Origin of the sequence: Reichenbachiella sp. 5M10, assembly GCF_002742335.1 — a bacterium.
GTDB lineage: Bacteria > Bacteroidota > Bacteroidia > Cytophagales > Cyclobacteriaceae > Reichenbachiella.
The window spans coordinates 967,829-986,515 of record NZ_MDGR01000007.1; the positions used below are offsets into that span (position 1 = coordinate 967,829).

13 protein-coding genes are annotated in these 18,687 nt (G+C 42.6%); 4 read left to right on the forward strand and 9 right to left on the reverse strand.

Annotated elements, in window-relative coordinates; all coding sequences use genetic code 11:
- Positions 1-3: 3 nt before the first annotated feature.
- From BFP72_RS04075 to BFP72_RS04105, 7 genes are all read right to left on the reverse strand, one after another.
- Positions 4-1,392, reverse strand: a complete 1,389-nt coding sequence (locus tag BFP72_RS04075) for an MBOAT family protein (protein ID WP_099597920.1) — start codon at positions 1,390-1,392, stop codon at positions 4-6.
- Between the two features lie 9 nt (positions 1,393-1,401).
- Complete coding sequence (asnB, locus tag BFP72_RS04080; protein ID WP_099597922.1) at positions 1,402-3,303, reverse strand: asparagine synthase (glutamine-hydrolyzing); 1,902 nt, start codon at positions 3,301-3,303, stop codon at positions 1,402-1,404.
- Positions 3,304-3,309: 6 nt separating this feature from the next.
- Complete coding sequence (locus tag BFP72_RS04085) at positions 3,310-3,756, reverse strand: DapH/DapD/GlmU-related protein (protein ID WP_158233275.1); 447 nt, start codon at positions 3,754-3,756, stop codon at positions 3,310-3,312.
- 133 nt (positions 3,757-3,889) lie between these two features.
- Positions 3,890-4,786: a glycosyltransferase family 2 protein gene (locus tag BFP72_RS04090; protein WP_099597924.1), complete on the reverse strand. Its 897-nt coding sequence runs from the start codon at positions 4,784-4,786 to the stop codon at positions 3,890-3,892.
- Complete coding sequence (locus BFP72_RS04095) at positions 4,786-5,955, reverse strand: glycosyltransferase family 2 protein (protein WP_099597926.1); 1,170 nt, start codon at positions 5,953-5,955, stop codon at positions 4,786-4,788. The genes BFP72_RS04090 and BFP72_RS04095 overlap by 1 nt, the downstream gene beginning before the upstream one ends.
- A gap of 3 nt (positions 5,956-5,958) precedes the next feature.
- Positions 5,959-7,047, reverse strand: a complete 1,089-nt coding sequence (locus BFP72_RS04100; protein WP_099597927.1) for a sugar transferase — start codon at positions 7,045-7,047, stop codon at positions 5,959-5,961.
- Between the two features lie 34 nt (positions 7,048-7,081).
- Positions 7,082-7,501, reverse strand: a complete 420-nt coding sequence (locus BFP72_RS04105; protein ID WP_099597929.1) for a response regulator — start codon at positions 7,499-7,501, stop codon at positions 7,082-7,084.
- 513 nt (positions 7,502-8,014) lie between these two features.
- On the opposite strand from BFP72_RS04105, the gene BFP72_RS04110 reads away from it, so the two are divergent.
- The 4 genes from BFP72_RS04110 to BFP72_RS04125 are packed head-to-tail and all read left to right on the forward strand — an operon-like array spanning position 8,015 to position 14,900.
- The gene (locus BFP72_RS04110) at positions 8,015-8,749 is read left to right on the forward strand and encodes a hypothetical protein (protein WP_099597930.1); all 735 of its coding nucleotides are present in this window, start codon (positions 8,015-8,017) and stop codon (positions 8,747-8,749) included.
- Positions 8,746-11,514 carry a carboxypeptidase-like regulatory domain-containing protein gene (locus BFP72_RS04115; RefSeq protein WP_099597932.1) on the forward strand — a complete coding sequence of 923 codons (2,769 nt, stop codon included), beginning with the start codon at positions 8,746-8,748 and terminating at the stop codon, positions 11,512-11,514. The genes BFP72_RS04110 and BFP72_RS04115 overlap by 4 nt, the downstream gene beginning before the upstream one ends.
- A 3-nt stretch (positions 11,515-11,517) precedes the next feature.
- Positions 11,518-12,699: a DUF4249 domain-containing protein gene (locus tag BFP72_RS04120; protein WP_099597933.1), complete on the forward strand. Its 1,182-nt coding sequence runs from the start codon at positions 11,518-11,520 to the stop codon at positions 12,697-12,699.
- Positions 12,699-14,900 (forward strand): hypothetical protein, encoded by a 2,202-nt coding sequence (locus BFP72_RS04125; protein WP_143519930.1) that lies wholly within the window; start codon positions 12,699-12,701, stop codon positions 14,898-14,900. Before BFP72_RS04120 ends, BFP72_RS04125 begins: the two co-directional genes overlap by 1 nt.
- Positions 14,901-14,908: 8 nt before the next feature.
- Here BFP72_RS04125 and BFP72_RS04130 read toward each other — a convergent pair whose 3' ends face one another.
- The gene (locus tag BFP72_RS04130; protein WP_099597935.1) at positions 14,909-17,173 is read right to left on the reverse strand and encodes an ATP-binding protein; all 2,265 of its coding nucleotides are present in this window, start codon (positions 17,171-17,173) and stop codon (positions 14,909-14,911) included.
- Between the two features lie 175 nt (positions 17,174-17,348).
- The gene (locus BFP72_RS04135; RefSeq protein ID WP_099597937.1) at positions 17,349-18,674 is read right to left on the reverse strand and encodes a TolC family protein; all 1,326 of its coding nucleotides are present in this window, start codon (positions 18,672-18,674) and stop codon (positions 17,349-17,351) included.
- Between the last annotated feature and the right edge of the window lie 13 nt (positions 18,675-18,687).

An 18,687-nucleotide genomic window follows, 5' to 3' on the forward strand; every position in this document is an offset into this window, starting at 1 on the left:
GGGTTAAAAATCAAAGTAGAGAAACTCTTGTTTTATATCAGAATTAAGAAAGATGAGGTTGATCAGAATTAGGAATATAGTAAAAAGGGCGAATCTCCAGTTGATAGTATACTTGTTTGAAAATTGAGTGGAATTATTTACAAACAGTAAAATAAGACCTATGCACCAAATCGGCACATCATAGAATTGGTAGATAAGTGAGAAATCATTGTGAGCATGAGAAAGACCAAACATGCTCTGAACGACGTTTAGTGCGTCATTCCAGTTTTCTGCCCGAAAAAAGATCCAGGTGATATTCACAAAAAGAAATGTTAGTAAGATGGAAAGGCTAGTTGGTAGCTTTATTTCGGTCTTTTGAAACATACTGTGAAGGACGAGCCCTGCACCATGCAGAAAACCCCAAAAGATAAAAGTCCAGCCTGCTCCATGCCAAAAACCACCGATCAGAAATGTAAGGAGCAAGTTGATATGGGTGCGGGATGTACTGACTCTATTTCCACCCAATGGGATGTAAATATAGTCCTTCAAAAATCGGCTGAGGGTCATATGCCACCTTCTCCAAAATTCTTTGATACTAGTCGATTTGTATGGTGACCAAAAGTTGTTTGGGAGTTGTATGTTGAACAAGAGTCCGAGACCAATAGCCATGTCAGAATAACCACTAAAGTCAAAATACAATTGAGTAGAATAGGCCAGTGAGGTTATCCAGCTTTCTCCGGTGTCCAAAAGAGCTGTATGTGCATATCCTCTAGACGCAATTTTACCAAATGTGTCTGCGATGATGATTTTTTTTGCTAGGCCCATATTGAATACAAAAACTCCTTTTGAGATATTGAACCAGCTGACCTGAGCACTTTTGCTGGACTTGAACTGAGGCATCATCTCCTTGTGGTGCACGATAGGACCCGCGATCAATTGAGGAAAGAAGGATACAAATATGCTGTAGCTCAATAGGTTGTATTCTGATATCTCCCGTTTGTAAGTATCAACCAAAAAGGCGATTTGCTGAAAGGTAAAAAAACTAATGCCTATAGGGAGAATTATGTGTAATAAGTTGAAATCTGTATGAAAAGCAGCGTTAATATTGGAGAGGAGAAAATCTGTGTACTTGTAGTAGCAGAGGAGGAAAATATTGAAAAAGATCCCTAAAATTAAGAGTGCTTTTCGTTGCTTGAGTTTTTCCATTGCCATGCCTATGGCAAAATTGATGAGGATAGAAGATAGTATTAAGATTACGTTGGACCATGTATTCCATCCATAGAATGTAAGAGAGGCCAATAATAGCCACAGATTTGCCAGCAGGGAGTTGACTGTGATTTTGCTAATGGCATAATACCCTATCAAAACGATAGGAAGGAAAAGAAAGATGAACTCAAAAGAATTAAATAACATAGAACAAGTTTACCTCTTTTCGATCCATTTATAATACCACATTTGAAACACCAATAAGTGCCAAATTTTTTGTGCGTTTTCGCCCTTGTTCATGAGGAAATCGTTGATCATTCTTGTAATGACTTGTGGAGCAAAAATCCCTTGTTGCTTGAGAAGTTGGGGTGACATGAACTCATGCAAATACTCTCTTAAATCCCCCTTGAGCCAATCGTTGATAGGAGAGACAAAGCCCTGTTTAGGACGTTCCATCAGTTCATTGGGGATGTATTTAGAAAGGACGGATTTAAGAATTCGCTTTGTATGGCCTTGTTTCAATTTGTATGAGGTAGGCAGTTGAGCGGCAAATTCAACTAGACGGTGATCGAGGAGAGGTTCCCTTCCTTCAAGGCTTGCAGACATGGTAGCTCGGTCTACTTTCGTAAGGTTATTGTCCAAAAGGAAAGTAAGGTAATCTACGGCAAGCATTTTATTGATCGGATCGTTGTGTTGAGATAGTTGTTCCGAAATCCCAAAGTAATTTTTGGAATTTGGGTTGCAACCTGGAATCATCTCTGTCAAAGCGGTATTGGTATTGAATTGCATGACGATTTCCATGGCTTTGACTGGGTCATTGGTTTTCCATATCTCTCTTATTTTGTTATACCTGGTCTTGAAGTTGTTTTTCTTATTGAAGTAAGGTATGTATTTAGGGTCGAGCAAATTCATGCTTTTGCTCGCTATTTTTTGTAGGGAGGGAGTCATGATTTGACTGTATTGTAGCGCCTGGGTGTAACGTGGATAGCCAGCAAATATCTCATCTCCAGCGTCTGATGATAAGGCTACCGTGACGTGTTTTCTAGCCAATTGACTGACCAGTGTAGTAGGGATGATCGAATTGTCTCCAAGGGGTTCGTCAAATATCTCAGGCAACTTAGGTACTAAGTCTAGGGCTTCTTGTTGGGTACAGTAATATTCGGTATGTTCAGTACCGAGATATTCGGATATTTTTTTTGCATAAGGCGCCTCATCAAACTGACTGTTTTCAAAGCCAATTGTGAAAGTTTTGATGGTATTGTTGTGATGTTTGGCCAAGATGGATGTAACTGTGCTACTGTCATATCCACCACTCAAGAAAACACCTACAGGTACATCCGAAACCATGCGGTAGTTGCAACTTGATATCAGTAGTTCTTCTAGTTCTTCTACTGCTTCTTCATAAGATAGCTTTGATTTTGGACGATTATATACTTCGATAATGTCCCAATACTGCGTTTCCTTTATTTCCTTTTTGGGCACATCAATAGTAACCACATGGCCAGGTTTAACCTTGTATGTGTTTTTATAAATGGAATTGGGAGAGGTGACATAGCTGTATTTGAAATAGGAAACTATGCTTTTTTCATCGAGTTGAGCACCAAAACCAGGGACTTGATGAAAGGATTTTAGCTCGGAGCTGAATAAAAAAAGGTTGTCTCTCCAATAGAAATTGATGGGTTTGACACCTGCACGGTCACGTATCAAGTGTATTTTTTGTTCCTTTTTGTCATAGAGCGCAATTGCAAACATGCCAATGAACCTCTCTATACATGCTAGTCCTTCACATGCGTATGCTTTGATGATGACTTCAGTATCAGATGTAGAACTAAACGTCATGCCTTTTTGCTCAAGTTCTTTTTTTATCTCTTGAAAATTATAAATCTCTCCATTGAAGACGACCACATAGTCTTCATAGTAATAGGGTTGGTTGCCCAATGGGGATAGGTCCAAGATAGATAGTCTACGGTGTCCGAGTCCGATGTGTCCATCATTCGTTTTTTCGAAATGATACCCGGAGGCATCTGGGCCTCGTTTTTCTAGGACATCAGTCATGGAGATGAGGTGTTTCTCTTCGAGCGAATGTCTAAAATCTATGAATCCAGAAATGCCACACATATATTGTTAGTTTAGATCTTTAATTTTTTTTGCGGGGACCCCTCCTACCAATGTGTAGGGGGGCACGTCTTTCGTGACCACAGCTCCTGTTGCGATCACAGCCCCTTTGCCTATTGTGACTCCTTTCAATACGGTCGCTCGGGAGGTGATCCAGACATTGTCTTCAATAATGATGGCTTGGCCTTCTACATTGGAAAAATGATCTTTGGTATCGTGAAAATCACTGTCGATAATCAATGTGTACGGTGCAATTCTACAGTTTTCTCCTATTTTTATCAGATGCTGTGCGTCGATATGTGCTCCGTTTATTCTAGAGTTTTTACCAATGATAAGTTTGCCTTTTTTGCCAGATAGGAGTTTGGATTGGATGATGTTAGACCAGACCCTTACCTCATCTCCGATGATGATTTCTCCTTGATTGTCTATCAATGGCTTTTTGTTGGTACTAACCATTCTACCGATTTGAGTACATTTTGATAGATGTAGTCGACCAGTGAGTAATCTGAAAGTAGCCCCCCATGCTAATTGGATCAAAGCAATGTCACTTATGTCGGGGTTTTCTTGCTTGAGCTGTTGCCATCTGGTTTTAACCTTTGTAATCATAATTTTTGTTTAAATGCCAGAGGGTGCCCCGTACGAGATTTTCAGCATGATGAAACATACCTTTTGATACGTATTGTATGAGCTGTTTTGGGAAAGCAAAAATGCCATAAAATAGGATACCACAGACGCGCGGTAGCCCTTTGGTATTTCTTCTTTGAAAGAGTAGCCGATTTCGGTTCATGTAGTATACTTGGAGTGGACTATTCACTCCTACACTGATGGATTCCTTGTGTACGACGTGGGTGTCACCAAAATAGAACATTTTGTACCCTGCATGTTGTATTTTCATACACCAATCGTGCTCTTCATAGTATAGAAAATACTCCTCAGGCATATGTCCTACCTGCTCAATGATTTTTTTTGGGATAATCATCGCTGCGCCATGAGGTAGATCTGTTGGATGAGTGCAATTGAATTGCCCACGGTCGGTTTCCATCAACCCTATACGTTTTCCTCGCCCTGTCAAAGGATGTATCTTTTTGGCCCCTGCGTATTGTACCATGCCGTTGGGGTAAATCACCTTTGGCGATGCAATACCTGCTTCTGGGTGATCAACCATGAAGGCTACCATCTTCGTTAGGAAATCGGTTGGAATCAAGGTGTCATTGTTGAGGAAAACCAAGTATTTTCCTTTTGCTGCTTTGATACCGAGATTGTTCCCTCCAGCGAAACCCAAGTTCTCTTCGTGAATAATGCAGGTGAGATTGGGGTATTGCTGTTCTAAGGATCGGTCGATCTTTCGTTTGGACCCATTGTCCACGAGGATGGTCTCGAAGGAAGGGTAGTCCGATTGATACACTGACCCCAAAAATGCAAGGGTTTCCTCGGGTTCGTTGTAGTTCACCGATATGATTGATATCAGAGGTTGCTTGGCTGGCATTAGGATACGGCTTTGTGTTCGGTGTGAATGAATTTTTTGTTGGCTCCTTTCAATTTGAATAGAATCAAACACATGGATAAAAACAGTTTGGGTAGCATCAATATTGACAGCAAAAGGTCTTTGCTATACAGACTTCTAGGGATAGAAATCAACATGGATAGAATATTGAGTGTCCAAAGTGTGATCCAGTAGTAGGATGGAAAAGGCGTGATAGAGTTGAAAGTCAACGCCAATAGAGTAGTGATCGTCAATAGTCCTAGGTTGATCAACCGAGGTAGTTGTATGTTTCTCCAAATGGTGCTGTGGAAGTATACCAGATTGCCTCTGAATAAAGCAGAAAGCCCTTTTTTGAAGTATTTGAATAGATATACATATTGACTAGAAATCCATCGCGTACGTTGGTTTTTAAAGTTGCTGGGGTTGTCAGTTTTCTGATCTAGCACTTTGGCTTCTTTGAAATACTGCACTTTGACGCCTTGTTCTATGAATCGAAACTCTAGTTCTCTGTCGAAACCACCGATGCTTTCCATCTGCGTGATGGTATGTTCGAACAGCTGTCGATCAAAAACCATCCCTGATCCACTGAGAGACACAGAGAACCCCGTCGCATGAGCTCCTTGTCGGTAGATTTGGTTATTGATGGATTCGCTGATCCCATCGAGGACCGCTAATTTTGTGTTGTGGTTTTTGGGCCAACGCTGTGTTTGTATGGCTTTGGCATGTGTAGCTTGTAGATAGTTATTGACTTTCGTCAAGTAATCTACTTCCATGGAGTTGTCTGCATCTAGGATGACTATATAGTCATATTGATTTGGAAGTTTTTGGATGGTGTACTTGAGAGACTTTACTTTGGTGCTTTTGTCAAAATGTACCTGTTCTACAATGACAGGTAGAGATTGTAGTTTTTCGATGGTGTCCTTTGCAAAGGAGTCGGCTATAATGATCAAGTCAAAATGCGCTGTAGGGTAATCAGTTTTTAGATTGCTTTTTACCGAATTGAGAATGATGGCGTCTTCCTTGTATCCAGGGATAAGTACCGCAAAACGGTTGAATTCGGTAGCAGGTCGAAGGTTGTTTTTGCGGTAAAATAAACCTCCAATAGCAAAAAATAGAGCATAGCTCACACAATAAAGGAAATAGGAAAATAGAATGAGTTCAAGAAGAATCATGTTTTATACTTTTTCTGATTGGATGAGGGCTGGAACAGTTAGAAGCATGAGTTTGAAGTCAAAAAAGAGTGAATTTTTGCGGACGTAAATTCTATCGAGCATGATCCGTTCTTCGGAAGACATGTTGTCTTTCCCACGCTTCATGGTTTGCCATAGCCCAGTGATACCTGCAGGCCCTAGGAATCTCTCGGCGTGATCATCTGTAGTGAGTAATTGCGCTTCATAGAGGGGTAGGGGACGGTTGCCTACGATCGACATGTCACCCTTCAGTACATTGATCAATTGAGGGAGTTCGTCTATACTCGTGTTGCGGATGAAGTTGCCAAATTTTGTGACTCTGGGGTCATCTTTGATCTTGACAAACTGGTTGCCATCCTGATACTGGTTGGAGCTTTGTTTGAGCGATTCCAACTGTTTGTCTGCGCCTTGATTCATAGATCGAAATTTGTAGAAATCAAAAACCTGATAGTTGGTGCCTGCTCGCTTTGAGATATAAAATACAGGCCCTTTGGATTCGAGCTTTATGATGATGGCTGTCAATACCATGATGGGCGAAGACAGCAGTAGGATAGACGAAGACACGGTTATGTCAAAGAAGCGTTTCAAGAAATACATCTTGTACTTCTTGTTTTTCTTGAGGATAGAATCCTGTCTAGAGAATCCTGCAGCCCTTAATCTTTTGCAGAATTTAATTCGAGGGATTAAGGCACTAAATTTGATTTTTGAATGAATGTATTCATCTGCTTTGATGGCTTCTGCGTAGTTTTTTGCTCTTTGATTTTCTACATTTGAGAATACGATGATCGTGATGTTTCTGAAGCTGTTTTTCTTTTTGATGTTGTATACATCTTCGGGAAGTAGCTGTGAAGCAAGCGTATCGTGTATCAAAATGGCTTCAGGAGGAGCTCCTGTCCAGTTGTGTAGAGAGCGGATTAACTCACGTGCGGATTCTACACCTGAAAGGGTATAGTCGTCTGAAGAGATTTTTTCGAGGTTGCTCAAAATCTCCGAGCCTAAGTACAGTATCGAAAGAGGAATCTTTGAATTCTGTACAGGCGCATCTATGACGTCTGGTTCAGCTATTGCGTCCATGAATAATCGTTTCTAAAAATAAATAGCGGATAACTTAAGCCTGTACTGCAGGTAGTTCTTGGCTAGTAACACGTTCGATCGTTTTGAGCAAGGTTTCTGGACAAAACGGTTTTTGGGCGTATGCACTATAGTTGACAGAGACCGGATAGCTACTGACTTCAGATTCTGGAATACCAGACATGTATACCAAAGGTATGTTGCTGTATAGGCCATTGAACTGAAGGTACTGTCCAAACTCGAGACCACTCATGTCAGACATGGTGATGTCAGTTACGACTACATGGGGTTTGTGCGCGGATTCAGATAGCCATTTGATGGCATCTATGGCACTTTGGAACGGTTGAACATTAAAATTCTTCTCAAGAATTTTAGTGGTCAGTTGACACATCATCTTGTTATCGTCAACAAGCAAGACGGTCTTCTTTTGGTTAGGGCGGTTTCTAAGTAGGTACATGTTTAAGTTGATCTATTGTAAATGACTGAACGTTTTTCAGGTATTTAGAATAGCTGGTTGTATTAAGCTGTATTGGTGAACTTGGTGAAACACTTCCGGTTGGGATGGAAGCACTCCCTAGCAAATTCAGTTCTTTCCTCGATCGCTACTTACACAGTAATAATCTTTGTCATGTGAGACAAATCTAGTTTTTATCTAAGTAATATCAAGTGCTTTTGAGACTAATTGTTTGTCCACGTTTGAATAATTGTGAATGAGGAATATATAATCTTAGTATAGTTCAATTCTGAATAGAAACAAGTGTTGATATAGATTTTTTATTCGTATCTAGTTGATAATGCATAAGTTAAGGGTGTTTTTGTAGAGATGCGTTATTGCATTTTATTAGCTGTGATAGGCTGGTTTTTTGTGGTAGCTTGTGGATTCATTTTTGGTTGTTAGTTATTTTTATATATTGCAGTGCCCTCTACATTGTTGTTATTTAATTTAGTTAACGTGGACGACTATGTACCTATGAATAATGGAATTAGATGTGGCTTGATGGTCGCAATAGCGGTACTCTTTTCTCATTTTAGTTTTTCTCAAATTGCTGTGGCAGATCTCAGTTTGGACGGGGATCTATCCGTTTGGTATTATGATACCTATGCCTTAGACAATTCACCATTAGGCGAAGGGGTGTATTATGTCATTGCTTCTCAATCGTTTCGTGAACATCAGTTTTATCAAAGCGCAGTATGGACAGAGGGGGAGATTACGATCTCAGGGGAATCCTTTGAGGGGATACGTTTGTTGTACAATATATACCAAGACCTTTTGCTCGTGGAGAACCGGGGGAGGTATCGGGCAAGTTATTTGACTTTAGAACCTAATCAACGCAAGATTTCTGAATTTGTAATCCATGGAGCAGAGTTCGTCAATATTCAAGAGTCATCTGTGCCTAGCCGTGGGCGTGGTTTTTATCACAAGATATACCAAGGGGAGTCACTTGGTTTTTATGCCAAGAGGTCCAAAAAGAGCGTCACAGGTAGTCGGAGTATCCAGTATGAGCCTGAGAACGTGAGATATGTCCGAGCATATGGAGAGTATGTGAAGTATGTAGGTAAAAAGACGTTTTACACATTGTTTCCTGAAAGGAAAAAAGAGATCAAACAATTTGTGAAATCCAAATTGAAAACACTGAGTAGAAAAGACGAGCAAGGAGCAGTCTTGGTGTTGGAGTATTGTGAGCGTTTTGTGACTGACTTATGAAAAGAGCTATAGTTATTGTAGGGATACTACTTGTCAGTATAGGAGGGAAGGCACAAGACCTCAGTGTCGGTGTGATACCATCAGATTCGGTAGCTCTCGAGGCGGTACTGGCAGGGATGGAAGCTGACAGTGATTATCGTTTTGCCTACCAAGAGGATTGGGTCAAAGGTGTCTACGTATCGGTACCGACTGTGAGCAGTGAGGATATGACCGTTAGGCTCGAAGAGGTACTTGCAGACACGAAATTGACCTTTTATGTCAATGGAAAACAGATCATTTTGCTGGACAATACCGAAATCATAACGGACCCAGTGATGGTCAGATCCCTAAAGAAGGGAGGGCAGTCTACTGAGGGTGAGGAGGTGTATTTTGCCCAAGAACAGCGCGCTCAAGACTTGGGGATAGAAGAAACCCTCATCAATGTGGGTAACCGAAAGCTGTATGTCAAAGGAGAGCGAAGTACAGTCGCGGGGTATGTGACAGAAGTCGGGTCAGGTAAGCCCGTGGAAGATGCCTATGTATATATAGAGAGCCCTTTCGTCGGTACGACTACTGATGCAGAGGGGTTTTACTCACTGAGTGTTCCTAATGGAAAGCGAAGCATTCTCATTCAATCTGTCCATATGAAAAATACATACCGGAGACTAATGGTGTACTCGGATGGACGCTTAGATATCAATCTAGAGGTAGATGTGATCGCTCTCAATGCAGTAGTCGTCAGTGCAGAGCGAGAGGCCAATACCAAGAGTCCCCAGATGGGTATGACGAAAATAGATCCTGAAGAATTGAAGATTGTACCGGCTCTCTTGGGAGATAGAGATATGGTACGGGTGGCGACTACTACGGCAGGCGTACAGTACTTGGGAGAGGGGTCGGCAGGTATCAATATACGTGGAGGAAAGGCAGACCAAAATTTGTTTTTGCTTGATGGGACGCCAGTATACAATACCAATCATTTTTTTGGATTCTTTTCGGTATTCAATTCGGATGCTCTATCAGGTATGGAGTTGTACAAAAGTGCCATGCCTGCAGAGTTTGGAGGTAGGCTATCTTCGGTCTTTGACATCCAGTCCAAGGAGGCCAATCCGGATAAGATTTCGGGATCAGCGGGTATAGGACCGATTACTTCTAAACTAATGCTGGAAGGACCAATGTTTAAAAATGGTCCGACGTTTATGCTTGGTGGTCGAGCGACCTATTCGGATTATGTGTTGAAGCAAATCAAAAAATCCCCACTTAGAAATAACGAGGTTGCGTTTTATGACCTTATGGGAAAGCTAGCCTATGATATCAATGACAAAAATGAGGTGTCAGTCACTGGCTACTTTAGTCACGATCGGTTTCAGTTGTCATCGGACACCTTGTTGTCGTATACGGATTTTTCATATACCAACAAGCTACTGTCTGTCAATTGGAGACATGTGTTTGATGAGAGATTGCAAGCGGATTTTCAGGCAGGAGTGAGTCACTATGACTATGATATTGGATATGATGTATTGCCGACGCAGGCATTTCGTATAGACTATGGGGTCAAAGAGAGTCATGTAGCGGCCAAAATGGATTATTATGTCAATGAGAAGCTCAATTACAAGTTTGGGACAGAGGTGAAGTATACGAGTGTCGTGCCAGGCGTGAAGACACCCACGGGGTCAGAGTCTCTGATTACCAAGGACGAAGTGGGACAAGAGCAAGGCCTTGAAATTGCGCCTTACTTTTCGGCGCTCTACAGCCCCAACGATAAGATATCTCTCGAAGCAGGAATCAGGTATTCGGTCTTCAATGTCCTCGGACCTGCGGATGTCAATCGCTATGAAAAAGGCCAACCCAAAGACCCGGATTATTTGACGAGAGTCGATCACTATGATGACAACCAACTCATCAAGACCTACCAGGGGCCTGAATACCGATTTTCGTCACGGTACATGCTCAACGAGACGAGTTCGGTCAAGGCCAGTTACAACCGTACACGTCAAAACATCCATTTGCTTCTCAACTCTTCGTCGATCGCTCCTACAGACATGTGGCGCTTGTCCAATGCCCACATCAAACCTCAGATTGCTGATCAGGTATCAGTAGGGTACTATCGCAATTTTTATGGCAAACATACTTTGGAGGCTTCTGCAGAGGTGTATTACAAGGATATTCAGAACTTGCTTGATTTCAAAGTGGGGGCTGATCTCCAGTTCAACAAGGACATAGAGACGGATCTGCTGCAAGGGGACGGGAGGTCATACGGTGTGGAGCTTTCACTCAAAAAGAGTTCGGGATGGTTGACAGGATGGATCAATTACACTTATTCACGGTCTATGATTCGATTGGACGGGAACTTCCCTGATGAGGTCATCAATGGTGGGTCATTTTTTCCTACCGGGTATGACAAACCACACTATATCAACTCGGTCACCAATTATAAGTTTACCAGGAGATTGACGATGACCCTCAACCTTGTCTATGCTACGGGAGTGCCTACGACATATCCTACGGGTAAGTATACTTTTCAATCTTCTGAAAATCTGTTGTATTCCAAACGGAATGCCTATCGTATTCCAGATTATTTTAGGATGGATTTAGGAGTCAACATCGAAGGGAATCATAAAATTAAGAAGTTAGCCCATTCGTTTTGGTCATTTTCGGTATACAATGTTCTAGGTAGGGACAATGTGTACTCGGTATTTTTCAAAGTAGAAGATGGAGAAGTGAAGGGCTATAAAATGAGCGTTTTCTCTAATCCAATTCCCACTATTACCTACAATTTCACCTTCTAAATCATGAAGAGAACCTTATATATCGTCTTGATTTTGTCTGGCGCCATGGCTTGTGTCGAACCCTTTGATTTCACAGTTCAAGATACCGAGGAGTTCATCGTCGTAGAAGGGTTGCTGACCAATGCGAAGACGCACCATCGAGTACACCTCTCGAAAAGCTATAGTATAGAGGGGGGAGAATCCAAATCCGTCTCTGGAGCTACTGTGTGGGTCGAAGATGGCCAATCTAAGAAGTATACTTTTGATGAGACAAATGTCGCAGGGGAGTATTTGTCAATGCAGGAGTTTGCGGGAGTTCCTGGGGAGCAATACACACTCAGGGTGATTACCCCGGAGGGAGATGAATTGCAGTCCTCTGCGGAAATTCTGCCCGTACCTGTAGCGATAGATAGTATATATGGTCGCTATATGGAGCAAAATTCCACCGAGGATGATCGCTACCAAAAGGGGATTCAGTTCATGGTAGATAACCACAACGCCTCGGAGCAATTTTCCAGTTATCGCTTTGAGTATGTCGAGGACTATGAGATCAAGGTGCCCTACCCTTCGATCTATGAATGGGATGTGGTAGCAGACACGTTGGTATTGCGAAGTGTAGCGATTGGTACGTGCTACAATTTTCGCGTGTCTAATCAGCTCTTGACAGAAACGACCAGTGGCCTGTCTGAAAATAGACTGTCCGAATATCCTATAGTTTATGTAGAAGACTATGAAGCACCGCTGAGAAGCAGATACTCTCTAACTGTGCGACAGTTTGCCATTACTTCTGGCGCGTATCAGTATTACAAAAGCTTGAAGGAGAATAATGAGTCGTCAGGTAGTTTCTTTGACAAACAAAAAGGAACGGTCGTGGGGAATGTCAAACATGTGGATGATCCCGGTTATACAGTATTGGGTTATTTTGAAGTGTCGGGAGTCAGCGAGAATTATCGAATTTTCACGGCAGGAGAATTTCGTCAGCAAGGGTTTAGTACAACAGCTACATATTTTGATTGCATTTATGCTCAAGAAGTAGATTCTGTTGCCTTGACAGATTTGAGGAGTTTGGTAGGTGGAGAACTTGGGTACAGCAAAGAAGTGATTGGTTTGACTTACCCAATCCCTGATACAGCGCTGTTGATGCCCAAGGAGTGTAGCGATTGCCGATTAAAAGGAACATTGGATAAACCAGATTTTTGGGATTGATGAAATATAGATCAACATTATTGACCCTACTTTTAGTGCAGATGAGTTTGTGGTCGTTTGCTCAACAAAATATTAGAGAAGAGGTATATGTTCATCTCTCGTCCAATGACCTGATTGCTGGGGAGACTTTGCACTTTTCGGTATTTACAAGAAGTGTCGCCACGGGTAGGCTGTCTGGTTTGAGTAGTTTGGTGTACATAGAACTGTTGGATGAAGCAGGAGATGTCGTCTACCGTACCAAGGTGTATCAAGAAGAGGGAAGAGCCGCAGGTGATATATTCTTGACAACAGATCTAGAGACAGGGCGGTACCAACTGATGGCTTACACACGTTGGATGAAAAATTTCGAATCGTACGCTCGTCAAGAGTTGACGATCGTGAATCCCTACAAGGTGTATACCTCTAGGAGCATGTTGGAGCCTGAAGTGGCACTTCAATTTTTCGTAGAGGGAGGTCGTCTACTAGCACAACGCGAAAATGTCCTACTCATCTGTGCACGAGATCAATATGGAGAGGTACAACCTCTCAAAGCGAAATTGCTCAATGGTGCGGGAGAAAAAGTAGAGGATGTGAATTTTGATGCTCTCGGGGTAGCGCGGGTAGTACTTAAACCCCAATTGGGCGAGCGCTATCAATTGGCCATAGAGACGAAAGATACCTTTCGGTTTGTGGATCTGCCAGCGAGTTGTGATGACTGTGCTCAGCTCCATGTGTATGAGATGGGGGAGCAGATTCGAATCAAGATATCTTCTGGGGAAGGGTGGTCGCAAAAGGTTGGACAGTTGCTAGTGGTGAGTTCGCAAGGGATTTTGTTGGATCAGCAGACTACCTTGACTACTGAGACTTTGCTTGTCAAAGATCAGTTGCCTCAAGGTGCCCTGGTTGCTCAGCTTTATGTAGATGGGATCAAAGTCAACGAGAGATTGTTTTGGAATGGGCAGTTTGCTCATGCCGATCGAGGAGTGAAGACATACAGCAGTCGAACTAAAGTGACGGAGCAGTTTGAGTTGCCCAAGGGGTCGCGGGTGACGGTGTCTGCAAAGAAGCAATATGGCAGTGAATCGCCACAAAGTATGCATAGTGGTGCCACACGAAATAGCCTTGTTTCATGGCCAGGGATCGCCAGTGAAAAATGGACTGCTCCATTGATGGATGACGTGATGTTGACGAGTACATGGGACCTAGATACTGCACGTATCGATTCGGTGCGTTACTTGCCAGAGTTTAATTCTGGGATTGTACAAGGCAAAATAGAGGCTAGGGTAGGGGAGTTGGAGCGATTTGTCAATGTAGCCCTGTCGTTTCAAGGAGCTGATTTTGAGATAGACGCTACTGCAACCAACCGTGAAGGAGTTTTTTTTCTCAAGTACGACCCTTCTTTTGCCAACAACAAGGGAGTGGTACGGATACTCAATGATCCGGAGCAGCGGTATTTGATAGAGGTATATCCCGAGTTTTATACACAGTACCCCGCATGGCTTGCTGCACCTTTGCAGTTTGACTCAGGACGGTTGGAGCAGATCACTGTACGGTCTATCGCCAATCAAATTGAGAATGCTTATTTCACTTCTGTGAAAGAGCCTAGTGCTCAGCGTAAGTTTCCAGAAGTAGATGGGATGGTTTCTTATGTATTGGATGAGTATACTCGTTTTTCGACGATGAGGGATACATTTATCGAATTGGTGTATCAAGTCGGTGTGAGCAAAAATGAAAACAAGTACTATTTCAAAATGCGGACTGCCGATATTGATTACAATGATAAATATGATGTCGAGACGATGGTGTTGCTGGATGGGGCATTTTCGACGGCAGAGGATATTCTCAATCTTTCCCCGTACTTGGTCGAGCGCATCGATGTGATGAACAAACGGTATTTTATGGGAAGTGTGATGTTTGATGGCATCATCTCCATCAAGACCTTCGAAAACGATGGGGGAGACACTGCGCCGCTAGGTGCTCCGATGGATTTGATCGAAGTGCAGCCCGAAGCTCAGGTAGTAGGGACGGATGGTGTGCTGGATTTGCACAAGCCTATGATGAACGACCTATTGTACTGGGCCCCTCTAGTGGTCACAGATAGTACGGTGTTCGAAGTGTCCTTTCTGACCTCAGAGGTCAAAGGTAGGTATGTGCTTCAAATCGAAGGTGTAGCTCCCGATGGAGCTTCGATTAGTAAATCTATGTATTTTGATGTGAAGTAAAACGGAGATTAGGTAAGTTGTCTTATCGGCAAGGTGATGACAAATGCAGTGCCAACTCCTACTTTCGTTTGGAGTTGTAGTTTGCCATGATGCTTTTTGATTAGATCTGCTGTGATAGATAGTCCTAGACCTGTCCCCTCACTTTGTGTTTTGGTGGTAAACAGAGGGCTAAACATCTTCGCTTTGACATCATCTGGGATGCCAGTCCCGTTGTCCTTGATGATGATACGGACATAGGTGTCGTCAATGTTTTCGATGCTTATAGTGATGGTTCCATACTTTTCTAGCGCATCGACTCCATTGCCGATGATGTTGATAAATACTTGGTTGAGTTCTCCTTGAAAGCAATCAATTTCAGGGATGTTGTCCCCGAATTTCTTTACAATTTCTGCTTTGTGTTTGTACTTGGGTTTGAGTATCAGTAGTGCTGCATTCATGATGGAGACAACATCTGCTTTTTGGAAAGTCACGTCGTCTTTGCGCGAATAGACGCGAAGACCTTCTACGATTTCTTGGATGCGTACCGTACCAAAGATGGTATCCTTGATGAGTTCACTGATATCTTCTCTCAGTTCTTTTACCTTGTCATTTTCCTCTTCGAGGGTACGCAGGTGGTCAAACACCTCCGTTGTGTTTTCTTCGATTAGCTGAACACCATTGGAGATAAAGTTGATTGGGTTTTTGAGTTCGTGTGCGATCCCAGCAGTGAGCATGCCGAGAGCGGACATTTTCTCAGCCTGTATAAGGCTCTCATGCGTTGACTTGAGGTCGTTGTGCGCTTTTTCGAGCGCTTGTCTAATCGTTTTTTCCTTTTGGAAACTTTTCTGCAAATCTCCCTGAGCTTTTAGCAATTCATTGTTAGCTTTTTTGATGTCCTCGTTGGTAGCAGTCAGTTGAAGGTTACTCTGACGAATGGTCTCCTGTTGCTTGGCGAGCATCTTGTTGAGACGTCTGACTCTGACATATTCGAAACTGAGAATGATGATGAGGACGGCTACTGCGATCAATATCGTAATGTAATAGAGCTTTTGTTGGTTTTGAATCTTCAGTTCTTGCTCCAAAATGATGTTTTCTTCTTCAGCAATTTTTCGTTTGTTTTCCGCGTTTTCTTTGGCAAGACGGTTGCGCTCTGACTCCAATTTGTATCGTGCCAGTTCGGCTTGGCGCTCACGGTTTTCATACTCATGATGAGAGATGAGTAAGTCTTGGTGGGTATATTCGGTTTCTAAGGCCGAATGTCCCATCTCTTTGTCTCCCAGTAGTAGACCGTGTGCCAGTTCGGACAGTTGTTGTTTCTCTTGTTTGTGTACATTTTCTAGAAGAGTGTTTTCTTGAGATAGCGCATCGGCGTCTTGATTTCGTATGCGCTGGAGCGCGTCATTTTCTAGTTGATCTGCATAGCGTTTGGCTTGGCTTGATGCTTCGTCAGTGATTTTTGGCGGTAGCCCAAATCGTATCTGTTTTGTTTCGTAAGCTGTTTTTTGACTTGGATGTTTTTCAATGGCGATTTTCAAGTATTGACTTGCTTTGTCTGTCTCATCCATGAGGTCGTAAAACATCGATATGTGGTATGCAAGTAGGCTTGCTTTTTTTGGGTTGCTTTCGTCTTTGATCAGTTCATAGTATGTGCTAGCGTATTGTGCTCCTTTCTTTGGAGCATTGAGGGCGTCGTATATTTCAATCAATGCGTCGTATGCTTCGAATTCAAAATATTGGATGCTGTCTTTGATAGCTAGGGCGAGCAAGTTTTGGAACTGACGTTCGGCACTGTCGAGCTGGTGTGCTCGGATGTGATTGTAGCCAGCAGCCAATTCGATTTCGATCATGCCGAGTTCGTAATCAATTTTTTCGAATTGATTGTAAGCTTTTTGATAGTAGGACGTGGCTTTGTCGTGGGCATTGATTGCCGAAAATGTGTTGGCCAACGAAAAATTGGCATTGGCTGCAAAGGAGTAGTTCTCTCTTTTTTCGGCATGTATCGCCATTTCCAAAAACAGCTCAACGGTTTTGTCGTATTGTTTTTGACTCAAGTATATCTCTCCCTGGAGGTTTTGTGCTTCCCATTCCAGTTGTATGTTTTCTATTTTGTCTGCTCGTTTTTCTGCCTGATTGGCCAGACTCAGGGCATAAGAGTGATTGCCTTCTGCAAAACTGTTGCGTCCACGCTCCAAGAGTTGGTTGATGCGTAGTGCTTCTGACTTGTTGATGTTCTGGCTTACGCCAGTCCATTGGATTAAAAATACTAAGGTGAATATGCAAAAAAACTCTCTCACTGATCTCGTATGGTTGTAATGTCGGGGCGAATATAAGTCTTAATTGATTTACCGATATCATTTATTGTGTCGGTCTACATCTTCTAATCTAGGTTTTTTTGTAGGATAAAAAAAACGATGACAGTCCAAACTGGATCTGTCATCGTGAATACTTGATGGTATCGTGAGGGTGAGTCTACTGAGTGATTGGTATGCCGAAGTAAAATTCTATGACTTTGAGTTTGAAAATGTAGTCAAATTTTGAACGGATCACCTCTGATTGGGCAGCTTCAAGCGCTTGCTGTGTCTGAATGAATTCAAAGGAATTGATGACTCCTACATTGTACCGCTCTTCGGCGTAGGCATAGGCTTGCTCTCTAGCCACCAATGTTTTCTCTGCCGCTTCGAAAGCCTTGGCAGCAGCTGCTGCATCCGAATAGGATTGGTAGACAGTGCTTTCCAAATCAATTTTGGTGTTTTCTAGATTTAGTTTTGCCTTCTCGACATTGAGTCGATTTTTTTGCATGTTGACATGATTGCTAAAACCGTTGAAGATGGGTACGTTGAGTTGTAGACCAAAGACGTTACCACTGTTGGTTCGAAACTGATCAAAAGTGCTTTCAGTTCTGCCTTGATAGGCAGCTCGGGTGTTGTAGGAGTAGAAGGCGGACAAGGTAGGAGAGACTCCCCCTACAGCTAAGTCATAGTCTTTTTCAGCTATGTCTACCTGTGTTTCCGAGATTTTTATTTCGTTTCGGATTTGCAGTGCCTTTTGATAGATTTCCGCTGGGTTGGTGTTGATGATTGTCGAAGCACTCACATCATAGTCCTCGTCTCCAGCTATGTCGAAGTTTTCATAATCCGAAATCAGCAAGAGTTGTGCAAGGGAAATCAAGGAAATACGGATGTTGTTTTCGGCCTCTACGATGAGTTGTGACTGATTTGCAGCACTCGCTTCTATTTCGTAGATTTCTCCTTCTGGCAGTTGTCCGTTGGCGATGAGTTCACGGGTACGCTTGATATCTTCTTGTGTCAAATTGTACTGTGATTGCCGTACTGCCAAGGTTTGCTTATTGAATAGGACTTGCAAATAGGAGTTGGCCACCATCAGTGAGATATCATCCTTCATTCCATCGATCTGATAGCGACTGGCCAATATTTCTAGATTGGCGCGGTGCATCTGGTTGAGGTTGGACAACCCTTGGAAGAGGTTTACTCCGGCTGTCAGTCCTATGGAGGTGTTTTGTGTAGTTTGCAGCTTCAAGTTGCCTGTCGTGACGTCAGTTGTCAAACCATGGTTCCAATTGTGGGTGGCATTGGCATTGACGGATGGCAGGAAGTTACCAACTGCACTCTTTTTGGTATATTCCGAGGATTGCACATCCAGTTCACTTTGCTGTATGGAAATGTTGTTTTCCAATGCGTAATTTACACATTCTTCGAGCGTCCATTTTTTGACTTGTCCATACGATGAGGTACTGAGGATCAAGCCGATGATTGCTATGGTTATTTTTAATTTCATTGCTGTGCTTTTA

Excerpts from the sequence above, each read along its gene's own strand:
- asnB (WP_099597922.1), bottom strand. The coding sequence starts at position 3,303 with ATGTGTGGCATTTCTGGATTCATAGATTTTAGACATTCGCTCGAAGAG.
- BFP72_RS04075 (WP_099597920.1), bottom strand. The coding sequence starts at position 1,392 with ATGTTATTTAATTCTTTTGAGTTCATCTTTCTTTTCCTTCCTATCGTT.
- BFP72_RS04105 (WP_099597929.1), bottom strand. The coding sequence starts at position 7,501 with ATGTACCTACTTAGAAACCGCCCTAACCAAAAGAAGACCGTCTTGCTT.
- BFP72_RS04090 (WP_099597924.1), bottom strand. The coding sequence starts at position 4,786 with ATGCCAGCCAAGCAACCTCTGATATCAATCATATCGGTGAACTACAAC.
- BFP72_RS04095 (WP_099597926.1), bottom strand. The coding sequence starts at position 5,955 with ATGATTCTTCTTGAACTCATTCTATTTTCCTATTTCCTTTATTGTGTG.
- BFP72_RS04115 (WP_099597932.1), top strand. The coding sequence starts at position 8,746 with ATGAAAAGAGCTATAGTTATTGTAGGGATACTACTTGTCAGTATAGGA.
- BFP72_RS04125 (WP_143519930.1), top strand. The coding sequence starts at position 12,699 with ATGAAATATAGATCAACATTATTGACCCTACTTTTAGTGCAGATGAGT.
- BFP72_RS04135 (WP_099597937.1), bottom strand. The coding sequence starts at position 18,674 with ATGAAATTAAAAATAACCATAGCAATCATCGGCTTGATCCTCAGTACC.
- BFP72_RS04100 (WP_099597927.1), bottom strand. The coding sequence starts at position 7,047 with ATGGACGCAATAGCTGAACCAGACGTCATAGATGCGCCTGTACAGAAT.
- BFP72_RS04120 (WP_099597933.1), top strand. The coding sequence starts at position 11,518 with ATGAAGAGAACCTTATATATCGTCTTGATTTTGTCTGGCGCCATGGCT.
- BFP72_RS04085 (WP_158233275.1), bottom strand. The coding sequence starts at position 3,756 with ATGGTTAGTACCAACAAAAAGCCATTGATAGACAATCAAGGAGAAATC.
- BFP72_RS04110 (WP_099597930.1), top strand. The coding sequence starts at position 8,015 with ATGAATAATGGAATTAGATGTGGCTTGATGGTCGCAATAGCGGTACTC.